Annotated in this window: 22 protein-coding genes; 16 read left to right on the top strand and 6 right to left on the bottom strand. The window is 34.9% G+C overall.

Features of this window, described 5'->3' with window-relative positions; all coding sequences use genetic code 11:
* Positions 1–57: 57 nt before the first annotated feature.
* The 5 genes from hisH to hisIE all read left to right on the top strand — a co-directional run bounded on the left by hisH (position 58) and on the right by hisIE (position 3,349).
* Positions 58–651 carry an imidazole glycerol phosphate synthase subunit HisH gene (gene hisH, locus J8H85_RS01220; RefSeq protein WP_209651841.1) on the top strand — a complete coding sequence of 198 codons (594 nt, stop codon included), beginning with the start codon at positions 58–60 and terminating at the stop codon, positions 649–651.
* A 17-nt stretch (positions 652–668) separates the two neighbouring features.
* Complete coding sequence (locus J8H85_RS01215; protein WP_245243704.1) at positions 669–944, top strand: four helix bundle protein; 276 nt, start codon at positions 669–671, stop codon at positions 942–944.
* A 155-nt stretch (positions 945–1,099) separates the two neighbouring features.
* A complete protein-coding gene (gene hisA, locus J8H85_RS01210) occupies positions 1,100–1,834 on the top strand; it encodes a 1-(5-phosphoribosyl)-5-[(5-phosphoribosylamino)methylideneamino]imidazole-4-carboxamide isomerase (RefSeq protein ID WP_209651840.1) in 735 nt (244 codons plus the stop codon).
* Positions 1,835–1,917: 83 nt separating this feature from the next.
* Positions 1,918–2,673 (top strand): imidazole glycerol phosphate synthase subunit HisF, encoded by a 756-nt coding sequence (hisF, locus tag J8H85_RS01205; RefSeq protein WP_209651838.1) that lies wholly within the window; start codon positions 1,918–1,920, stop codon positions 2,671–2,673.
* Between the two features lie 82 nt (positions 2,674–2,755).
* On the top strand, positions 2,756–3,349 hold the full coding sequence (gene hisIE / locus J8H85_RS01200; RefSeq protein WP_209651836.1) for a bifunctional phosphoribosyl-AMP cyclohydrolase/phosphoribosyl-ATP diphosphatase HisIE: 594 nt from the start codon (positions 2,756–2,758) through the stop codon (positions 3,347–3,349).
* A 52-nt stretch (positions 3,350–3,401) separates the two neighbouring features.
* On the opposite strand, the gene J8H85_RS01195 is transcribed toward hisIE, so the two are convergent.
* Complete coding sequence (locus J8H85_RS01195) at positions 3,402–3,818, bottom strand: hypothetical protein (protein WP_209651835.1); 417 nt, start codon at positions 3,816–3,818, stop codon at positions 3,402–3,404.
* A gap of 99 nt (positions 3,819–3,917) precedes the next feature.
* Here J8H85_RS01195 and J8H85_RS01190 point away from each other — a divergent pair, with 99 nt between their 5' ends.
* From J8H85_RS01190 to J8H85_RS01175, 4 genes are all read left to right on the top strand, one after another.
* Positions 3,918–4,694 carry a tRNA pseudouridine synthase A gene (locus J8H85_RS01190; RefSeq protein WP_209651833.1) on the top strand — a complete coding sequence of 259 codons (777 nt, stop codon included), beginning with the start codon at positions 3,918–3,920 and terminating at the stop codon, positions 4,692–4,694.
* Positions 4,695–4,872: 178 nt separating this feature from the next.
* Entirely contained in the window at positions 4,873–5,037 is a 165-nt protein-coding gene (locus J8H85_RS01185; RefSeq protein WP_209651831.1) for a DUF1328 domain-containing protein, read from the top strand.
* Positions 5,038–5,080: 43 nt separating this feature from the next.
* The gene (locus J8H85_RS01180; RefSeq protein WP_209651829.1) at positions 5,081–5,593 is read left to right on the top strand and encodes a hypothetical protein; all 513 of its coding nucleotides are present in this window, start codon (positions 5,081–5,083) and stop codon (positions 5,591–5,593) included.
* 79 nt (positions 5,594–5,672) lie between these two features.
* Positions 5,673–6,350: a DUF2461 domain-containing protein gene (locus J8H85_RS01175; RefSeq protein WP_209651827.1), complete on the top strand. Its 678-nt coding sequence runs from the start codon at positions 5,673–5,675 to the stop codon at positions 6,348–6,350.
* On the opposite strand, the gene J8H85_RS01170 is transcribed toward J8H85_RS01175, so the two are convergent.
* Together J8H85_RS01170 and J8H85_RS01165 are read right to left on the bottom strand one after the other, a co-directional pair.
* Positions 6,343–6,789 carry a hypothetical protein gene (locus tag J8H85_RS01170; protein ID WP_209651826.1) on the bottom strand — a complete coding sequence of 149 codons (447 nt, stop codon included), beginning with the start codon at positions 6,787–6,789 and terminating at the stop codon, positions 6,343–6,345. The two genes, J8H85_RS01175 and J8H85_RS01170, sit on opposite strands and share 8 nt — an antisense overlap.
* Positions 6,790–6,797: 8 nt before the next feature.
* Positions 6,798–7,214 (bottom strand): glyoxalase, encoded by a 417-nt coding sequence (locus tag J8H85_RS01165; RefSeq protein WP_209651824.1) that lies wholly within the window; start codon positions 7,212–7,214, stop codon positions 6,798–6,800.
* 120 nt (positions 7,215–7,334) lie between these two features.
* On the opposite strand from J8H85_RS01165, the gene J8H85_RS01160 reads away from it, so the two are divergent.
* The 6 genes from J8H85_RS01160 to leuB all read left to right on the top strand — a co-directional run bounded on the left by J8H85_RS01160 (position 7,335) and on the right by leuB (position 13,881).
* On the top strand, positions 7,335–8,228 hold the full coding sequence (locus J8H85_RS01160) for a DUF72 domain-containing protein (protein ID WP_209651822.1): 894 nt from the start codon (positions 7,335–7,337) through the stop codon (positions 8,226–8,228).
* Positions 8,229–8,309: 81 nt separating this feature from the next.
* Entirely contained in the window at positions 8,310–8,696 is a 387-nt protein-coding gene (locus J8H85_RS01155) for an acyl-CoA thioesterase (RefSeq protein ID WP_209651820.1), read from the top strand.
* A gap of 231 nt (positions 8,697–8,927) precedes the next feature.
* The gene (gene leuC, locus J8H85_RS01150) at positions 8,928–10,322 is read left to right on the top strand and encodes a 3-isopropylmalate dehydratase large subunit (protein WP_209651819.1); all 1,395 of its coding nucleotides are present in this window, start codon (positions 8,928–8,930) and stop codon (positions 10,320–10,322) included.
* A gap of 94 nt (positions 10,323–10,416) precedes the next feature.
* Complete coding sequence (gene leuD, locus J8H85_RS01145) at positions 10,417–11,013, top strand: 3-isopropylmalate dehydratase small subunit (RefSeq protein WP_209651817.1); 597 nt, start codon at positions 10,417–10,419, stop codon at positions 11,011–11,013.
* Positions 11,014–12,537 (top strand): alpha-isopropylmalate synthase regulatory domain-containing protein, encoded by a 1,524-nt coding sequence (locus tag J8H85_RS01140; RefSeq protein ID WP_209651815.1) that lies wholly within the window; start codon positions 11,014–11,016, stop codon positions 12,535–12,537.
* Positions 12,538–12,822: 285 nt separating this feature from the next.
* Positions 12,823–13,881, top strand: coding sequence for a 3-isopropylmalate dehydrogenase (gene leuB / locus J8H85_RS01135; RefSeq protein WP_209651813.1), 1,059 nt, complete (start codon positions 12,823–12,825; stop codon positions 13,879–13,881).
* A 216-nt stretch (positions 13,882–14,097) separates the two neighbouring features.
* On the opposite strand, the gene J8H85_RS01130 is transcribed toward leuB, so the two are convergent.
* Positions 14,098–16,395, bottom strand: a complete 2,298-nt coding sequence (locus tag J8H85_RS01130; RefSeq protein WP_209651811.1) for a hypothetical protein — start codon at positions 16,393–16,395, stop codon at positions 14,098–14,100.
* Positions 16,396–16,913: 518 nt separating this feature from the next.
* Here J8H85_RS01130 and J8H85_RS01125 point away from each other — a divergent pair.
* Positions 16,914–17,327 (top strand): Hsp20/alpha crystallin family protein, encoded by a 414-nt coding sequence (locus J8H85_RS01125; RefSeq protein ID WP_209651810.1) that lies wholly within the window; start codon positions 16,914–16,916, stop codon positions 17,325–17,327.
* A 105-nt stretch (positions 17,328–17,432) separates the two neighbouring features.
* Here J8H85_RS01125 and J8H85_RS01120 read toward each other — a convergent pair whose 3' ends face one another.
* Positions 17,433–20,555 (bottom strand): beta strand repeat-containing protein, encoded by a 3,123-nt coding sequence (locus J8H85_RS01120; RefSeq protein WP_209651808.1) that lies wholly within the window; start codon positions 20,553–20,555, stop codon positions 17,433–17,435.
* A gap of 391 nt (positions 20,556–20,946) precedes the next feature.
* Positions 20,947–21,874: T9SS type A sorting domain-containing protein (locus tag J8H85_RS01115; protein WP_209651806.1), on the bottom strand; the 928-nt coding region annotated here is incomplete at its 5' end.

Raw genomic sequence — 21,874 nt, 5'->3', positions numbered from 1 at the left:
GTTTTGAAATGATAATCAACTTTCAACTTCCAATATCTAACTTTTAATATTAAAAAATTGAAACTAATAATAATTGATTACGGCGCAGGAAACATAAAAAGTATACAATTCGCATTCAAACGTTTGGGAATTGATGCTGTTTTATCCGATAATCCAGAAGAAATTTTAGCTGCCGATAAAATCATTTTCCCAGGAGTAGGTGAAGCAAGTTCTGCAATGAGCATGCTTAAAGAAACGGGGTTAGATGTATTGATTCCACAATTAAAACAACCTGTTTTAGGCATTTGTTTGGGCATGCAATTACTGTGTAAATACACCGAAGAAGGCCATACAACCGGATTGGGTGTTTTTAAAACCAAAGTAAAACGTTTTGATAATCATGTAAAAGTGCCACAAATGGGTTGGAACGTTATCAAAGATCTAAAATCGGAACTGTTTAAGGGCATCAAAGAAAACGAGTACATGTATTTAGTGCACAGTTATTATGCAGAGCATTGCAATGAAACCATCGCTACTACCGATTATGGCATAAATTACGCTTCGGCATTACAACATAATAACTTTTACGGTGTACAATTTCACCCAGAAAAGAGTAGTTTAGCGGGAGAGAAAATTTTGAAGAACTTTTTAAACTTAGAAGTTAAAAGTTAGATATTAAAAGTTTTAAAATGAGAAATGAACTGATAGAAAGAACTAAACGATTTGGAATAGATTGTTGGAAGTTTTGTTTTAAAGTTCCTAAATCTCGTGAATATAATGCGTTTGTCAATCAATTAATTAGAAGTTCTAGTTCTGTTGGTGCTAATTATCGAGCTTCTCAGAGAGCAAAATCGACAAGTGATTTCATATATAAACTAAAAATAGTTGAAGAAGAAGTAGATGAAAGTGTACATTGGTTAGAAGTTTTTGAAGAATACTTTCTGAACATTCAGATGAAATTATAAAACTTCAAAAAGAAGGAAAAGAACTATTGGCAATTACTGTTGCTTCAATTAATACAGCAAAAAGAAATAATTTAAAATAAGTTAGTGTTTGAAAATTCAAATCTTATTACAGATTGTAACTTCTAATATTTAACTTTTAATATTAAATATTAATAATGAGAATAATACCAGCCATAGATATTATAGAAGGGAAATGTGTTCGTTTAACCAAGGGCGATTACGGAACTAAAAAAATATACAGCGAAAGTCCGCTTGAAATAGCAAAAGCTTTTGAAGGTGCGGGCATTGAGTATTTACATTTAGTAGATTTAGATGGAGCCAAAGCACAACATATTGTAAACTATAAAGTGTTGGAGCAAATTTCATCCAAAACCAATCTTAAAATTGATTTTGGAGGTGGCTTAAAAACCAATGAAGATTTGCATATCGCGTTCAATTCTGGCGCAAAACAAATCACAGGAGGCAGTATTGCGGTTAAAGATCCTCAAACTTTTGAAGGTTGGATATCAAAATACGGAGCCGCTAAAATTATTTTGGGTGCCGATAGTGATGCTGGAAAAGTATCCATTAGTGGTTGGATGGAACAAAGTAAAGAAGATGTAATCCCGTTTATAAAAGGCTATCAAAAGAAAAGTATCCAGTACGTTATTTGTACCGATATTTCTAAAGATGGTATGCTTGAAGGTCCTTCAGTAGAATTGTACAAAGAAATCATTTCAGAATGCACCAATAGTAGCAACGGTCAATCCATAAAACTTATTGCTTCTGGAGGTATTTCAACTATTGAAGAATTACCAGTACTAAAAGAAATTGGTTGTGAAGGTGTTATTATTGGAAAGGCTATTTATGAAAATAGAATAACACTAAAGCAATTAGAAAAATTTGTATAAAATAATAAGTACAATATCAAATATTAGAAGTAAAAAGTAGAGAATAAAATCAACTTTTAACTTTTAACTTTTAACTTTGAAAGATGTTAACAAAAAGAATTATTCCCTGTTTAGACATTAAAAACGGACGCACGGTAAAAGGTGTTAATTTCGTGGATTTACGAGATGCTGGCGATCCTGTTGAATTAGCTAAACAGTACGCTAACGTAGGTGCAGATGAATTGGTGTTTTTAGATATTTCAGCTACTTTAGAAGCACGTGCTACTACTTTGGATATGGTAATGCATGTAGCAGAACAAGTGAATATCCCGTTTACTGTTGGTGGTGGTATTTCGTCTGTTGAACATGTAGATGCGCTTTTGAAATGTGGAGCGGATAAAGTTTCTATCAACTCATCGGCAGTTAAACGTCCCGATTTAGTGAACGAACTCGCCAACAAATTTGGAAGCCAATGTGTAGTAGTTGCTATTGATGCGAAACAAATAGATGGCCATTGGAAAGTGCATTTAGCTGGCGGAAGTATTCCAACGGATATCGATTTATTTGAATGGGCAAAAGAAGTTGAAGAACGTGGTGCAGGCGAAATACTGTTCACTTCTATGGATCATGATGGTACCAAAAACGGATTTGCCAATGAAGCATTAGCTAAATTATCGGAATTATTGAACATCCCAATTATAGCTTCGGGAGGCGCAGGAAATGTACAGCATTTTGTGGATACCTTTAAAGAAGGAAAAGCGGATGCGGCCTTGGCAGCAAGCGTATTTCATTTTGGTGAAATTCCTATTCCGGACTTAAAAAAAGAACTAAAAAAACAGCATATAGAAGTACGATTGTAGTTTGTCATTCCTGCAAAGGCAGGAATCCACTATAAAAGTTATTAATAAATAGATTCCTGCCTTTGCAGGAATGACAAAAATTATGAATATTAAATACGATACTAACGGACTCGTTCCCGCCATTATTCAAGATGCCACAACAAAAAACGTGTTGATGTTGGGGTATATGAATGAAGAAGCTTATAAAAAAACCCTAGAAACCAAACAGGTTACTTTTTTTAGCCGAACCAAACAACGTTTATGGACAAAAGGCGAAGAAAGTGGCAATTTTTTAAATCTAGTAGATATTAAAAATGATTGCGATAACGATACGCTTTTAATACAAGTAAATCCTGTCGGACCAACCTGCCATAAAGGAACTGATAATTGCTGGGGAGAAGCTAATACGCCTAATTATAGTTTTTTATCAACTTTAGAAAACATTATTGCAGAACGTGTTGCCCATAAAGACACCAACAAATCATATGTGGCAAGTTTGTTTTCAAAAGGCATTAATAAAATTGCTCAGAAAGTAGGCGAGGAGGCTGTTGAAACGGTTATTGAAGCTATGGACAACAATGACGAGTTATTCCTTTACGAGTCAGCAGATTTACTGTTCCACTACCTAATGCTTTTACAGGCAAAAGGATTTACGTTAAAAGATATTGAAGCTGAATTAAAAAGCAGACATAAATAAATTAAAAAGGCTTTAGAATTTCTAAAGCCTTTTTCAACTATTATAATCAAACTCAAGAAATCCAACCTTTTGCAATTGATTTTTTAGAAAACCACACCAAAAAGACTGAAAACACAATAATACTAATGGTCATTCCAATATTATCCGCATGGCCTTGACTTAAAATATAGCCCATTTGTACAATCACAGCTATTAATGAAACCAGCAAAAGTGAATATGCCCATTTTTTTCTTAGTAAAAGACATAAGGAACCTAAGGCACCAGCAAAAACAGCTATGGCAAAAGCAGCAGTTACCCAAGTTGGGAAATTAGAAATTATCTCAAATTGTTCGTCTGTTAAGGCGGCACGCCAACTTTCGGTTTGGTAGGCTTGTCCTAAATAATGATTTACGCCCATGGCGTTCCATAAAAGTGCAATAGCACTCACAATCCAAAACCAAACAGGTGGTTTTTCTTTAAAATTTGTCATGTTTAATTGGTTTTTAGTTAGTAAAACAATAATACAAGTTATTAATTTTTTGCCATAATTAATAAAAAAACTTACTTTACCCACGCATTAAAAAATAGGATGAAGAAATATTTTTACGTTATTACCATTCAATATTTAGGCTACCGTTTTCATGGTTGGCAAAAGCAACCCGATGTAAAAACATTGCATTTAATGGTAGATAGAACCTTGAATTTTATACTCGAAGGTAAATATTTCAAAAGCTTGAGTTCTGGTAGAACCGATGCCATGGTATCGGCTGAATGTGCTGCATTTGAACTGTTTTTAGAAGAACCGCTAGAAGATCAAAATGCTTTTTTAAAACTTTTCAATCATAACTTACCACAAGATATTCGTGCCTTAACCATTCGGGAAGTTGATGCTAAATTCAACATCATCAACCATTCAAAAATTAAAGAATACCTGTATTTATTTACTTTTGGTGAAAAATGCCATCCGTTTTGTGCACCCATCATGACCACCATTTTAGATGAATTGGATATTGATTTAATGAAGCAAGGCGCTAAACTATTTGAAGGTGAGCATTATTTTAAATCTTTTTGTTTTAAACCCACCGATAATGGTCAGTACACTCGGGAAATTATAACCTGCGAACTTGTAGAAAACACCATATACACCGCCAATTACTTTCCAAAAAAATCATACATACTTCGCGTTCGCGGAAAGGGTTTTATGCGCAACCAAATAAGGTTAATGATGGGGACGCTTATAGATTTAGGCAAGGGCAAACTAACATTAGAAACCATAAAACAAAGCCTAGAACCCGATTGTTTTATTAAGTTTGAATACATAGCACCAGCATCTGGTTTAATTTTAAACAACATCGAATTTTCTTAAAAATCTCCTTTTCAATACTTATTTTGTTGATTATTAATCAAATAAGTGTTGTTTCATGTGAATTATACAAATTTTACAAAAAAACATGTAACACGTAACATGTCAATTAGTAGCACCTTTGTATCAACAAGAAGTTAGTTCTTCAAAAAGTTAATATAAATCTTTAAAATTTGAAATTATGTTACGTTGGACAATCACATTCATTATTATAGCATTAATTGCCGGAGTATTAGGTTTTTCTGGTATAGCAGGTGCATCAGCTGGAATAGCTAAAATATTATTCTTCATATTTATCGTGCTCGTTTTATTATCACTAATTAGAGGCGGGTTTAAAAGAAGCTAGAACTTTTATCTTTTAAAGTTATTAATCCTTAAAAATATAAATCATGAAAAAAATAGTATATATGATAGCGTTTTTAGCCTTTGGCTATACGTATTCGCAAGTAGAACCAAAAAATGTTTCGGAAGAAACTACGGTTAAAACAACCAAAATAAATAACGGTGACAAAGTTTTTGAAAACAAAGTTAAAGTAACTACAAGAGAAGAGCAGGCTATTGAGTTTGATGAAAAAGATAAAAACAAACGCGATAAAGACATTGTTTCTACTCCTGTTAAGGTAACTAAAATTGTAGAAGTTGATAACGATGACAAAAATTCTAAGACAGAATTGGGTTATTTTGAATTTAATGGAAATAGATATTACTCAAACAAAGTAGGAAACGATTTTTTTGAAGCCAATGCTGAAATTACAAGTTTTAAAAAAGAAAACCATTATTTATTTCAAAATGAAAATTATGTGGGCATAGGGTATTTTGATACCCAAGGAAATTTTATTGTTGAGTACAGCGATAAAATGAATGGAGAGGTAAGAACCCAAGAATTTAAATTGGTTAAATAAAATTCAATATTTGAAACGGAAAAGTCCTAATTTATTTAGGACTTTTTGTATTTTACAGAATCATTTAATTAAACCAATTATGAGTGTACAAGTGCCAAAAGAAGCCCTAGAGTTTTTTAAAAAATTAGAAAAAAACAATGATAGAGATTGGTTTAATGAACATAAAACCGAATTTAAAAAAATAGAGAAAAACGTAAAAGCTGTTTATAATACTGTTTTGAAAAGCTTGAACGAACATGATGAAGTTGATAAACTTAAAATGTTCCGTATTTATCGAGATGTACGTTTTTCAAAAGACAAATCACCTTATAAAACACATTTTGGAGGGTCATTCCATAGAACTAAACCTAAATTAAGAGGCGGTTATTATCTTCACATACAACCCAATAACGAAAGTTTTATAGCTACAGGTTTTTGGGAACCAGCACCTACCGATTTATTACGAATTCGAAAAGAGTTTGAAATGGATGATACTGAAATACGTGCTATTTTAAAAGACAAAACTTTCAACAGTATTTGGGGCAATTTTGTGGGCGATGAAGTGAAAACAGCCCCCAAAGGCTTTAGTAAAGACCATAAAGCCATCGATTTAATAAAAAAGAAACAATATATTTTTATTAAAAAATATACCGATTCGCAAGTGTTGAGCGATGGTTTTATTGATGATGTAAATAAGTCGTTTAAAGCCATTCGCCCATATTTTAACTATATGAGCGAAGTGCTTACTACCGATTTAAACGGGGTGTCTCTTATATAATTTCTGTAATAACATGCTTGTTTTGGTTAAACTCAAAACTGGTATTTACAGGTTTGTTTATTAGTAATTGACCAATGGGCGAGTTTACCGATATGGCATAAAAAACATCATTATCAAGTTCTATTTTGCCTATGCTTGAAGCAATGTAAAAATTCATCACATTGGTTTTCACAATATTGCCAAGCATGGCTTCTTTACTTTCCACATTTGTTTTTATGTTGCTTAAGTATTCTTTGGTTTTTTTGGCGTCGTTTAAATACGACATGTTTTTTTCCAAGTCATTTAACAATTTACCACTACCAGAATCATCACCTTCCGAGTTTCCTTTATCGGTACTTTCAATAGACTCCTTTATTAAATTAATTTCTTCCTTGTAATCATTAATACGTTTGTCTACACGTTCATTACAAATTTGCAATAGTCTTTGTTTTGTTGTCATTAAATGTTTTAAACTGCTTTTAGCACTTCTGGTTGTTCAAAAAGTTGCACATTACTAATCAATCGGTCTTTTACAATTTGCATCATACGCTTATTTAAAGCCGAAGAATTTTGAATATAAATTAAATATTCTTCCACAGTAAACATAGCTATAACCATGCCTTTTAGTGAGTTACGGAATTTAATATCTTTATTTATAGCATTTTCAATATACAGTAAACGCTTTTCTAAAGAGTAGCCATAAAACACCATTTTATGCTTAGCAATATAGTTTTTAAAAACTTCAATAAACAAATCATTTTGCAATTTTATTATGGGGCGAAGTACTAAATTTTGAAAACGCTCGTCATTACTCATATTGTCATTAATTGTTGAGCTTAAAATTTCAGGACGAATGCTTTTTAAGTTAAATTGTCGAGTATTCATAGTTGAAGAGTTTTTATTAAAGTTATAGAATATTCAAGTTTTAAAACCTTCAAAGCATTTATAGTTGTTAACGGGGTTATTAACATCGCATATTTTTTTATCTTTAAACAAAAAAAATAAATGAAGTTTGGAAGCGTAGATAATCCTCTAAATATAGATTTCACCTTGCCGCCAGATCACCCAGAAACCAAGCGTGTTTTAAATAAATTTAAGGACGACAATATCCCCGAGGTTTATGTTGGTTGCGCCAAATGGAACAAGGCCGATTTAAAAGGATTTTACCCAAGAGGCACCAAAGATGAATTGGTGTATTATTCCAGTCAGTTTAACTCAATAGAATTAAATGCGACGTTTTACCGTATTTTTCCTGCGGAACAATTTGCTTCATGGTATGATAAAACACCCGAAAATTTCAAATTTTTCCCGAAGCTGAACCAAGAAATAAGCCATTGGAAACGTTTACAGGAAACTAAAGAAGTCGTAGAGCATTACTTATACAATGCATCCAACTTAAAAGAAAAATTAGGAACGGTTTTTTTACAAATGAATGATAACTTTGCACCTAAAGACTTTGATAGAGTTACTAAATTTGTTGAAGAATGGCCTAAAGAAATACCGTTGGCTATGGAATTTAGGCATACCAACTGGTACAACGATGCTTCCGTAGCAAACGAATTGTATCAACTTTTAGAAACAAATAATATTTCAAACATTATAGTAGATTCTGCCGGAAGGCGTGATATCATGCACATGCGCTTAACTAATGCTACAGCATTTGTACGTTATGTGGGAGCTAACCATGCAAGCGATTATAACCGTTTGGACGATTGGATTGACCGCTTAAAAGAATGGAAAGCCCAAGGCGTTAAGGAAATAGATTTTTTCATTCATCAAAATATTGAAAAAGAATCACCCTTGCTTTCAGCTTATTTTATTAGAAAACTGAATAAGGAATTGGGTTATAATTTAAAAATACCCAATGACAATTCAAACGGACAACAAACATTATTATAAGAAAGAAAATGGCTTTTATGCCCTCGAGTGCAGCCGAAAGGCTAGACCTGACATATTATAAATTTACAACTTAATTAACTTATGAGATTTCACACCAGAAAATGGGTAAAACCCGAAGATTTAAACGCCAATGGAACCCTGTTTGGAGGCAAATTACTAGAATGGATAGACGAGGAAGCGGCATTATATACCATCATTCAACTTGAAAACCCTAAAGTAGTAACCAAATACATTAGTGAAATAGATTTTAAGGCTTCTGCAAGACAGGGAGACATCATTGAAATTGGAATCGATGTTGTGAAATTTGGTAAAGCATCGTTAACCCTAAGCTGCGAAGTTCGAAATAAAATGACACACGAAACCATCATCACCATTTCAAACATTGTTATGGTAAATGTTGGACCAGATGGGAAGGCAAAACCGCACGGAAAAACCCAAATTGAATATGTGGTAGACCGTTTAAAATAATTTCACGTTTATTTACTTTAAAAATTACAATCAATTTTGCTATTCTTTTAAAATATTGTCGATTTTTTTAGTTTACATTAATAATATTATAAAAGTAAACAAACATCAGTCTTAAAATTTGATATATCCTTAGTAAAAACGGGAGTTTTTCATAACTTTGTCAGCCTTTGGCTAATCAGAACTCTTTAGCTAAAATACATTCACAAAGATTAAAATTAAAGAAAATAGAATATGAGCAAAACATTGTTTGACAAAGTATGGGATTCACATGTTGTAAGGAAGATTGAAGGAGGACCCGATGTGTTCTTTATAGACCGTCATTTTATTCACGAAGTTACAAGTCCTGTAGCGTTTCTTGGATTAAAAAGTCGCGGTTTAAAAGTGTTATATCCAGAGCGTACATTTGCAACTGCCGACCATAACACACCAACAATCAACCAACATTTACCAGTTCAAGATCCTTTATCTGCTAATCAGTTAAAAGCATTAGAAGATAACTCTAACGAGTACGGCATTAGCCACTGGGGTCTTGGTCACCAAAAAAATGGTATTGTACACGTTGTAGGACCAGAAAATGGTATTACATTCCCAGGGGCAACCATTGTTTGTGGCGATTCGCATACCTCTACACATGGTGCTTTTGGTGCTATTGCCTTTGGTATAGGTACTTCTGAAGTAGAAATGGTATTGTCTACACAATGTATCATGCAGCCAAAACCTAAAAAAATGCGCATTAATGTAAATGGGCAATTAGGAAAAGGTGTTACGCCTAAAGATGTGGCTTTATATATCATTTCACAGTTATCAACTTCTGGCGCTACAGGTTATTTTGTAGAATATGCAGGTGACGTGTTTGAAAACATGACCATGGAAGGGCGTATGACTGTTTGTAACTTATCTATTGAGATGGGTGCGCGTGGTGGTATGATTGCTCCAGATGAAACTACTTTTGCTTACTTAAAAGATAAACCATTATCTCCAAAAGGGGCAGATTGGGATAAAGCTGTTGCACATTGGAAAACGTTGAAAACCGATGCAGGTGCTAAATTTGATAAAGAATTAACTTTTTCTGCTAGTGATATTGAACCTATGATTACCTACGGAACCAATCCGGGTATGGGTATGGGTATTTCTAAAAACATACCAAATGCTGAAGCTGTTGAAGGTGGCGTTGCTACTTACAAAAAGTCTTTAGAATATATGGGTTACAACGAAAATGATGCGATGATTGGTAAAAAAATCGATTATGTATTCTTAGGAAGTTGTACCAATGGTAGAATTGAAGATTTTAGAGCATTTGCTTCTATTGTAAAAGGAAAGAAAAAGGCAGACCACGTTACGGCTTGGTTAGTTCCTGGATCGCATGAAGTTGAAGATAAAATTAAAGAAGAAGGTATTTTAGATATACTTACTGAAGCTGGTTTTGTTTTAAGACAACCAGGTTGTTCAGCGTGTTTAGCAATGAATGATGATAAAGTGCCTGCTGGAAAATATGCGGTAAGTACTTCAAACAGAAACTTTGAAGGGCGCCAAGGTCCAGGTTCTAGAACTTTATTAGCGAGCCCGTTAGTAGCTGCTGCAGCTGCTGTAACAGGTGTTGTTACTGACCCAAGAGAATTACTTTAAAGCAATACGCTGTAGGCTTTATGCTATAGGCGAAAAAAATATTATAATTACCGGCTTAAAGCATAATGCTTAAAGCCTAAAGCAATTTAAAAAAATGGCATACGATAAATTCACAACATTAACAAGTACAGCGGTTCCATTACCATTAGAAAACGTGGATACCGATCAAATTATACCAGCTCGTTTCTTAAAAGCAACAAAGCGTGAAGGTTTTGGCGATAATTTATTCCGTGATTGGAGATACAATAACGATAACACACCTAAAGAAAGCTTCGTATTGAACAACCCTATCTATTCAGGAAAAATCTTGGTAGGAGGAAAGAATTTTGGTTCTGGTTCTTCAAGAGAGCATGCTGCTTGGGCTGTTTACGATTACGGTTTCCGTTGTGTAGTATCTAGTTTCTTTGCTGATATTTTCAGAAATAACTGTTTGAATGTAGGGGTATTACCTGTTCAGGTTTCAGCTGAATTTTCAGAACAAATATTCAATGCTATTTACGACGATCCGAATACAGAAATTGAAGTAAATCTTCCAAATCAAACCATTACCATTCTTTCAACGGGTGCGCAAGAATCTTTTGAAATCAATAGCTACAAAAAAGAAAATATGCTGAATGGTTTTGATGATATTGATTACTTACAAAACATAAAAGGAGATATAGAAACATTTGCAAACGGCTTACTACTGTAAATGACTCCAAAAAAGATTGAAATAATGGATACGACACTCCGCGATGGTGAACAAACCTCGGGCGTGTCGTTTTCTGCTTCTGAAAAATTAACCATAGCGAAACTTTTACTTGAAGAATTAAAAGTTGATCGTATTGAAATTGCCTCTGCACGAGTGTCTGAAGGCGAATTTCAAGCAGTCCTTAGCGTTACCAATTGGGCTAAGGAAAACAACTATTTAGACAAGGTTGAAGTGCTGACTTTTGTTGATAAAGGCGTATCCATCAATTGGATGCTTGAAGCAGGAGCCAAGGTTCAAAACCTGTTGACCAAAGGCTCATTAAATCATTTAACTTACCAGTTAAAAAAGACTCCTAATCAGCATTTCACAGAAATTTCAGAAACCATTTCTCTTGCAAAAGAAAAAGGTATAGAAACTAATATCTATTTAGAAGATTGGAGTAATGGGATGCGCAATTCCAAAGACTATGTTTTTGAGTTTTTAGCGTTTTTAGAAACACAACCAGTAAAGCGTATCATGCTTCCAGATACTTTAGGAGTTCTTACACCTAATGAATCTTATGAGTTTGTAAAAGAAATTAAAGACACCTATCCTAATTTACATTTTGATTTTCATGCACACAACGATTACGATTTAGGTGTTGCCAATGTTATGGCTGCACTAAATGCGGGTGCCGATGGATTGCATTTAACTATAAATGGTATGGGCGAGCGTGCAGGTAATGCACCTATGGCAAGTACTATTGCGGTTATAAATGATTTTATGCCGAACATCAAAATTGCTGTGAACGAAAAGGTGTTATATACCGTAAGTAAATTGGTTGAAAACTTCTCGGGGATTATGATTCCTGCAAATAAGCCTATTATTGGTGCCAATGTCTTTACGCAAACGGCTGGAATTCATGCAGATGGAGACAACAAAAAGAACCTGTATTTTAGCGATTTAATGCCGGAGCGTTTTGGTAGAACCCGAAAGTATGCTTTAGGAAAAGCTTCGGGGAAGGCCAACATCCAAAAGAATTTACAAGAATTAGGGCTTCAGCTTAATGATGAAGATTTAAAGAAAGTTACCCAGCGGATTATTGAATTGGGCGATAAAAAAGAAGTGGTTACCAAAGAGGATTTGCCATATATTATTTCCGACGTGTTGGATAGTTATTCCTATGAAGAAAAGGTAAAAGTGAACTCTTATGTATTAACGCATGCTAAAGGCTTAAAACCTTCAACAACGGTTTCTATATCTATAAACGGTGAAACTTATGAAGAGATTTCTCAAGGTGATGGACAATTTGATGCTTTTATGAATGCTCTTAGAAGTATTTATATTACCAAGAAAAAGGTATTGCCAGATTTGATAGATTATGCGGTTAGAATACCACCTGGTAGCCATTCGGATGCCTTGTGTGAAACCATAATTACTTGGAAAAGCACCGAAAAAGAATTTAAAACTCGTGGTTTGGATTCCGATCAAACGGTTTCTGCTATTAAAGCCACGGAGAAAATGTTGAATATTATAACTAGTTAGGAGTTATAAGTTATGAGTTCAGAATTAGAATTTAGTTCTGTATTGCGTTAGGGATTGTAGCGGCATCCTTTTTTACCTAAGCAAATGGCCGTCATTACGAGGAGGTACGACGAAGTAATCTCTCGAAATTAAGAGATTGCCACTGAAGATTAGAAATTTTCTTTGTAATAACGTAAAAAAGATATAGCGGAAAGCCCGACCTTTAGGTAACGCCCATATTTTGAATTACGAATTACGAATTTAGAATTAATAAAAAATAACAATAAATAATAGAAATAAATTACTATGAAATTTAATATAGCAGTTTTAGCAGGTGACGGTATTGGACCTGAAGTCATGGAGCAAGCACAAAAAGTTAGTGAAGCGGTTGCTAAAAAATTTGGACATGAAATTACTTGGAAACCAGCATTAACAGGAGCTGCAGCTATTGATGCTGTTGGAGAACCTTATCCAGATTCAACACATCAGGTTTGTTTAGCTTCTGATGCCGTTTTATTTGGTGCTATTGGTCTACCGCGTTTTGACAATGATCCATCTGCAAAAGTACGTCCAGAAAATGGGTTGCTTCAAATGCGTAAACAACTTGGCTTATTTGCTAATTTACGACCAACTTTTACGTTTCCTTCCTTGTTAGATAAATCGCCTTTAAAACAAGAACGTATTGAAGGAACCGATTTAGTATTTTTACGTGAGTTAACAGGTGGTATCTATTTTGGTGAAAAAGGTAGAAGAGATGGTGGTGAAACCGCTTTTGATAACTGTGTTTACACACGTGCTGAAGTACAACGTTTAGCTAAAAAAGGATTTGAATTAGCAATGACACGCTCTAAAAGATTGTGTTGTGTTGACAAAGCTAACGTTATGGAAACGTCTCGTTTATGGAGAGAAACCGTTCAGGCTATGGAAAAAGACTATCCAGAAGTGACTGTTTCTTATGAATTGGTAGACGCCGTAGCGATGCGTTTGGTACAATGGCCAAATAGCTATGATGTTTTAATTACTGAAAACTTATTTGGTGATATCTTAACGGATGAAGCATCGGTTATTTCAGGATCTATGGGGTTAATGCCATCGGCATCTATGGGATCTGATATTGCGTTGTTCGAACCTATTCATGGGTCTTATCCTCAAGCAACTGGGTTGAATATTGCAAACCCAATGGCTATGGTTTTATCTGCAGCTATGATGTTTGAAATTGCTTTTAATTTACCTGAAGAAGGAAAATCGATTAGAGATGCTGTAAACAAAGCTTTGGCTGAAGGTATTGTAACTGAAGATTTAGCCAATGGCGGAAAAGCTTATGGTACTAAAGAAGTAGGGGATTGGTTAGCAGCTAATATCTAAATAGCATAATTATATTTTTAAAAGAGGCTTTCTTAAAAGTGTAGTTCTATGTCATATTGAGCTTGTCGAAATATTTCAACTTACCGAAAATAAATATCGGTTTCGACAAGCTCAACCTGACAAATAAAACTTAATACACTTTTCAGACAGCCTCTTTTTTTGTTAACTATAAGTCGTTAATGATTATTTAACTCATTGTCTCAAAAATACTTGCGTTTATGGTTCCAAGGCAAATGCTGCATTTTTACCAGCATCACGATTTACCCTCGAATAACCGTCAGTTGCCATAGTGTAAATCCTTAAGCTTTGGCCAAATGCTGCTTTACCTTCGCCATTGTTATAGCATTCACCAAGTAGCTCTGAAGGTGTAAAGTGTTTGCTATAAATGCCTCCACTCAAAGTATAGCCTCCAAAGGCATCATCAATAACCATTCCATGTGCATTGGCAATTGGAACACTACCACAAGTGCCTTTTACAACACCAAAGCTGAATACCGCAAAATTATTAGGATGGGTTGCTTCGAAAGTAATTTCGATATCAGCTTCTACACCTCCTGGTTTGTAGCTTACAAATCCACAGCAGTCTAAAGATGCTGGTGCACCGTTTACGTTTATGGTAAAAATATCGGCGTCGCAACTTTCATTGTCAAACCTCATAAGAATTTTAAAGGCATCAGCAGTACCACCTGTAATTGGACCTCCTGTAGGATCTTCCAATAAAATATTTGGTGCATTCTCACTCAATGCTGCATTATCATACTGAGGTACTTTAAATGTGGATCTTGGGATATTGCTTAGTAAATTTCCAGCTTGATCAAACAATTCCAATTTGAATTCATACAATCCATCACCACCTGTAAATTTGGTAGAGTCAAAACGCATGGTATTCATATTATATGTTTGCTCATGCCAAAGTGGTTTTGTTTCAGGTACATTAAATGGTGGCTGACTGGGGTTTTGTGGGGGAATTCTGTATAAATCATTATTAGGCCCTATGGTAAACGGACCAAGTTTTACACTATTCGCACCAATTTGGGTATCATTATTTGTGTCTTGATACTCAAAATCATATCCTTTTCTCATTTCTCCTCCAATGGGTTCAACAGGCTTGAATGAATCTCCAACAGAGGTTAAATCGGCATTGGCTACTTGGCGATAGCTCCATCTGTAATAATAAATATTACTATTGGGCAGATCGCTACCAAACCCCATATAGAATGAAGGGCTTCCTCCAAATGGGCGTTTATAATCGCCTACAGTAGCCGTCATAATACCAACATCCCCACTGGCATTAGCATCGGTTAAACCAATGCGATCATAAGGCACCGTTTGACCGGTAGGTGGCAGCAATTCACTGGTCTGCTTAATGTGATGAACGCTGGTTCTGGCACTAATGGTTCTTATAAATACCAACTCACCACCAATTGGGCAGTCGCAACAGCAATCTCCAGGTACACGCGGATCGGTAATATGGATATTTATGTCGGTGCCACAGGTGTAGTTCCAATGCGTATTGCAGGGAATAGGTGGTTTATAAACCGTGGTCCATTCGCCGTTAATAAAATATTCTACCCAAATGTAAATATCGGGTTTATCACCAAAACATGGATAGGTAATCGTGGTGTCAAACCTACCCTGCGCATTTGTTTTAACTACCGCTAATTCTTTACAACGATAAAAATACGGCCACCACCAAGGCCACAAACAAAACCATGGATGGAATAACGCATAGTTATTCACAATGGCATCTCGAATAATATTAAGGTTTCCGGTTGCCAATTGTTGTTTAATTTCATTCCCCAAATCTGGTAACTTTGAACTTATCTGTTGACGTTTTTCTTCTAACGAATTAGTTTTAAACATATTAACAGGTTGTTGCTGCAAAGCTAAAACAGATGGATTAAACCGTTCGAACGGTGGGGGATCGGGTATAGGAATTGGTATTCTTTTTACTCTCTCAGGCCTTAAAATGGCATCAGGAATCTTTGCAATAATATAATCCGGTATCTTGTGAATCCAGTATGTTATCCGGTCTATTTCGCAAATGTGAACCCGTGCTCTACAAACAGCCTTGTCTTCCCATACATTGCCGCCGTTAAACCATTTGGATACTTTTCCGGTAACACGACATTTACAAGTAAACCAGTATCTGGAAAGCACATCGGGTATAGGCATTACAGATACCATGCCCTCATTGTTCATAGCCATAATAGGCTCATAGGCTTTATAATTTGCCATTTCCTGCAAATTGGTTACACTCAAAATTCGCTTATCGGTTGTTGGTGCCACAAATAACCTAAGCTGATCGATTTCTAAGTTGTTTCGTATATATTTTGAGTTTTGTAATGTCTTAAGGTTAAACTCTAATTCATTGTTTTTAACGAACTGTCTTTGTAGTAAAATTCCTTTACAGTTAAAAAGAAACCCGATAAGGTTTAATTCTGACTGTGGTTCTTGCTCATAACTCAATTGGATTTTGAGCATCAAATTTCGATTTTTCTCACTTTCTTCCATGGCTTATTTATTTAGATTTTCCATTCTATGCTATTAAGAACTGGATTTCAGGAGGAATCAGATAGATTTACAAACTTTGAAAAACTATGTTTTATTTATATGAGAGAGGTTTGATTGAACTAATACGCCAATGAGATTCCAAATTATATTGAGGAACTCCGTTCTATTTTTGCTAAATAATCAGTTCTGTAAGTGTAAAAAGGCTATTGGTTTATTGATTCGAAAAGAATATGAATCAATATGCCCATTTTGCAAATAAATATATTGAATATATAGCATACCAATCAATCCCTATTTATAGGGGTTTTTTTTATATTAAAAAAATATAATAATTTATAGTTAGCTTAACATTTATATTGTTATAAATTCGTATCTTTAAGATAATCAATTACTTAATGGCCTATTAGGTTTTTGAATGCTAACCTTCCAGAAAAAAAAAGATCTCTAACTAAAGTTTTGCTTTAGGTTTATATTTTGCCATAACAGTTATTTAACATCACTTTAAAACTAATAATATTATGTACCCTCACATTAATAAAAATCAGCATTTTACATCAGCTTCAGAATCTAATAAATATGGCATTTATAATTCCAATTTAAGGAAAGACACCCATTTATCTGATGTGCGTTTAACTGAATCTAAAGAAGGTTATCATCTGGAATTGGAAATAAGAGGCTATATTAAAGACGACTTTAATTTTTATTTTAACAATGATAATGATTTGGTTTTGACAACAGGTAAAATCAAAGAAAACAATCAATTAAAAAGCAGTGATAGCAGCAGTACCAAACACAATTATTGTTATGCATCTGCGTTCTTTAAAAAAGTATTTCGTTTGCCATTTGATGTGGTAAAAAACAAAATAGCTTTTGATTATAAAGATCATATTTTAAGCATTGATTTATTTAAACCAAATGTACAGACACTTTAGATAAGTATTTCTGTTGTTTGAACCTTTAAATTCTTTACAAAAAATAAAAGCGTGAGTTCCATATTAGAATTCACGCTTTTTTATGATTATATTAAAGTTTTAAATTTATTTTTTTATTACTAATTTTTTAGAAGATACATTCGGATTTTGTGTTGACTTAACAAAGTATAGGCCGTCACTTAAATCTCCCACATAAACAGCAATTTCATTATTAGCATTGGCTTTAAATGTTTTAACGGTTTGACCTAATTGATTAATAATTTGGAAATCTCCACCTAAACTAGATTTTATGTTAACATTTCTATTAGTAGGGTTAGGGTACATTGTGAACTTTGATTTGTTTTCAAAAGTATCTGAACTTAATGAAGAGACAGTAACACATGCTGATTCAACAGAACAACTTCCATTAGTAATAACAACCTTATAGTCACCATTAGTAGTCGCAGTAAAGTTTTGACTTGTTTCTCCATCTAATAATGTATTAGGACATGCATACCATTGGTAAGATGCTCCTGTCTGATCTGCTGTTAATACCGCTGCATTTTGAGTTACAGTATTAATTATAGGTGTTGGTTCAGTAATTGTAACTGAAGTAGCACTTGTACATCCATTCGCATCGGTAACTGTTACATTATAAGTTCCTGCAGCTATACCAACAACTGAAGCAGTAGTGGCACCATTACTCCACAGGTAAGTATAAGAAGCTGTTCCGCCAGTTGCAGTCACTGTTGAAGCTCCATTAGAACCACCATTACAAGACACATTGGTTTGAGCAGTAATTGAAGCTGATAAAGTTGTTGGTTCAGTAATTGTAACTGAAGCAGCACTTGTACATCCATTCGCATCGGTAACTGTTGCATTGTAAGTTCCTGCAGCAATGCCAACAACTGAAGCAGTTGTAGCACCATTACTCCATGTATAAGTATAAGGAGCAGTTCCGCCGGTTGCAGCTACTGTAGAAGCTCCATTAGAGCCACCATTACAAGACACATTGGTTTGAGCAGTAATTGAAGCTGATAAAGTTGTTGGTTCAGTAATTGTAACTGAAGCAGCACTTGTACATCCATTCGCATCGGTAACTGTTACATTGTAAGTTCCTGCAGCAATGCCAACAACTGAAGCAGTTGTAGCACCATTACTCCATGTATAAGTATAAGGAGCAGTCCCGCCGGTTGCAGCTACTGTAGAAGCTCCATTAGAGCCACCATTACAAGCCACATTGGTTTGAGCAGTAATTGAAGCTGATAAAGTTGTTGGTTCAGTAATTGTAACTGAAGCAGCACTTGTACATCCATTCGCATCGGTAACTGTTACATTGTAAGTTCCTGCAGCAATACCAACAACTGAAGCAGTAGTAGCACCATTACTCCATGTATAAGTATAAGGAGCAGTCCCGCCGGTTGCAGCTACTGTAGAAGCTCCATTAGAACCACCATTACAAGCCACATTGGTTTGAGCAGTAATTGAAGCTGATAAAGCTGTAGGCTGTGTAAGAGTAAAATTTCTAGTTGCAGTACATCCATTTGCATCTGTTACTACTACTGTATAAGTTCCTGCTGTTAGACCAGTAGCTGTTGCGGCTGTTCCTCCAGAAGGCGACCAAGAATAAGTGTACCCTGGTGTTCCGCCTGTAGCATTTACAGTAGCAGAACCGTTAGAACCACCATTACATGAAATATTGGTTTGCGAACCTGTTGATACTAATGCTGGCGGTTGTGTCACTGTAATTCCAGATACCGTTCCAGTACACCCATTAGCATCGGTAATAGTTACGGAATAACTTCCCGCTGCTAGCCCTGTTCTGTCTTCGGTAGTAACACCACCTCCCCAATTAAAAGTGTATGGTGCTGTACCACCTGTTGGAGTTAGATTAATGGTTCCGTTAGTACCCCCATTACAAGAAACATTGGTTACAACAGTAGTTCCGCTTACTGTAGATGCCGGTTGAGTAACGGTAAAAGTACTAACAGCTACACATCCATTAGCATCAGTAACTGTACACCACCAAGTTCCTGCTGTTAAACCTGAAACAGAAGTTGTTCCATCGCCTACAGGATTACCAGGTGTCCAGTTGTAAGTATATCCTCCAGCACCTCCAGTTGCAGCATTCACAGACGCAGCACCATTAGAGCCACCAAAACAAGAAACATTTGTTTGAGAAGCAGCTGTTAAGTTAAGTGTAGTGGGTTGTGTTATAGTAAAGCTTGTTGATTTAGTACATCCATTAGCATCAGTAACTGTACACGTCCAAGTTCCGGCTGTTAAACCTGAAACAGAAGTCGTTCCATCACCTGTTGGGTTGCCAGGTGTCCAGTTATAGGTATATCCAGCAGTGCCTCCTGTTGCAGCATTCACAGATGCAGCACCTGTTGCTCCGCCATTACAGGCTATATTAGTTTGTGAAGCTGCTGTTAATGAAATATTACTAACATTTACTGTAACAGTACCACAACTTCCTGGAGTAACACAACCACCTTCACCTCTAACATAATACGTTGTATTTGAGTTAAGTGCAGCTGTTGTAAAACTTGAAGTTGTTGTAGTACCAACTAGGGTGCCTCCACAAGAACCTGTATAGATAGCCCATTGTGTTGCATCGTTAAGTGTTCCTGAAATATTCAAAGTTGCTGTATTACCTGAACAAACTGATGTAGAGGTAATAGTAGGCACTGTAGGATTCGTACATGGAGGAACAACTGGAGCCCAATTGATATTATCAATACCTAAGTTTCCTAAATCTGCACATGTTATTACAATCTTATCAACATCGTTAAAGCTAGCATTAGATGCAAAAGTAGTATTCATTCCAGGTACACTGAGCGCTTGGCTTCCAGTAGAAATCCCATTTTTAAAACCTTCAATTGATAAACTGTATGCAAAAGAAAAACATTCAAAAAAGTTATCAAAACGGATAGTGCCCAGATCTACCTCGTTACCACTTTGGGTTTCAATAGTCCAAGTTGTTGCCTGAAAGGTTCCCGCATTTAAATGGTTGAATCCAGTATTACCACAGCCGAATACATCAACCGTTCGATACCTGTGTGTTGTAGGTCCGCCAGTAACACCGCTTACCGTAAAGATGAATGTTTCACCATTATTAGTAATGGTGTAAGGATTGCCATAGGCTCCATTGTCAACGTGCCCTTGATCATCAAAAGTGATAAGTTGTGCCTTAGCTGTGAATCCTCCTAAGAGAATCAACATTAAAAAAAGTAATTGTTTTTTCATTTAAATTTGGGTTTTTATAGGTTTAATTATTCATCTCCAAAATTATATATTTTTCTGACATAAAAAACATAAAAAGAAATTTTTTCTTATAATTTATGATTTTAAACGAATAAATAAATCATTTAATCTAATTTCAACACTAACTATATATAGATTTAAAAATGAAAGAAAGCAATATATAAACTAATTTTAGTGAATAAAATGCCCGCTACTAAGTAACTTAAACACCTCTGAATAAAATAAGTATGTAATACCAGTAAATGATTGAAGTATAGGATATAATAAATTCATAGTTTCCCAATGCTTGATAAAAAAACAAAAGCGTGAATTCTAATATGGAATCCACGCTTTTTATAGAGTATAAAGTCTCTATTTTATAAAGTATTTATACTTATTTTTTAATTACTAATTTTTTAGAAAACACTTTTGTGTTGTTGGTAGCTTTTACAAAATACACGCCTTCACTTAAATCGCCAACATAAACTGTCGTTTCCATATTACCATTTACTTTAAATGTTTTTACTGTTTGACCTAATTGGTTAATAATTTGAAAGTCGCCACCTAAACTAGATTTAATATTTACATTTCTTTTACTAGGGTTAGGGTACATAGCGAATTTTGATTTGTTTTCAAATGCATCAGTACTTAATGAAGACACGGTAACACATGCAGATTCTATTGAACAAACTCCATTAGTAATTACCACTTTATAATCTCCAAGTGTAGTTGCTGTAAAAGTTTGATTTGTTTCATCTGTTAATAATACATCGGCACAAGTATACCATTGATAACTAGCTCCAACTTGATTAGCTATTAAAACATTGGCATTTTGCGTTACACTATTATCGAATGCTTCTAAAGTTACAGAAACATTTGAACTATTCGGGCAAGAACCTGCGGTAGTATATGTAACCGTATAAGTATTAGGTGTTGAAGCCGAAACATCAATAACTCCTGTTACAGCATTTATTGATAACCCAGCAGGCACACTTGAGAAAGTTCCACCAGCTAAACCAGTAATAGTTGGTGTTGGATCTGTAGCATTCACACAAAACGCTGCTGCGCTATAACTAAAAGAAGCATCATCTAAAGCATTAATGGTTACAGAAACATTTGAACTATTCGGGCAAGAACCTGCGGTAGTATATGTAACCGTATAAGTATTAGGTGTTGAAGCCGAAACATCAATAACTCCTGTTACAGCATTTATTGATAACCCAGCAGGCACACTTGAGAAAGTTCCACCAGCTAAACCAGTAATAGTTGGTGTTGGATCTGTAGCATTCACACAAAACGCTGCTGCGCTATAACTAAAAGAA

It is taken from the genome of Mariniflexile gromovii, from assembly GCF_017814435.1.
Taxonomy (GTDB): Bacteria; Bacteroidota; Bacteroidia; order Flavobacteriales; family Flavobacteriaceae; genus Mariniflexile; species Mariniflexile gromovii.
The sequence above is the reverse complement of the archived record's forward strand: the minus strand, read 5'-3'. Positions and strand labels throughout refer to the sequence as shown.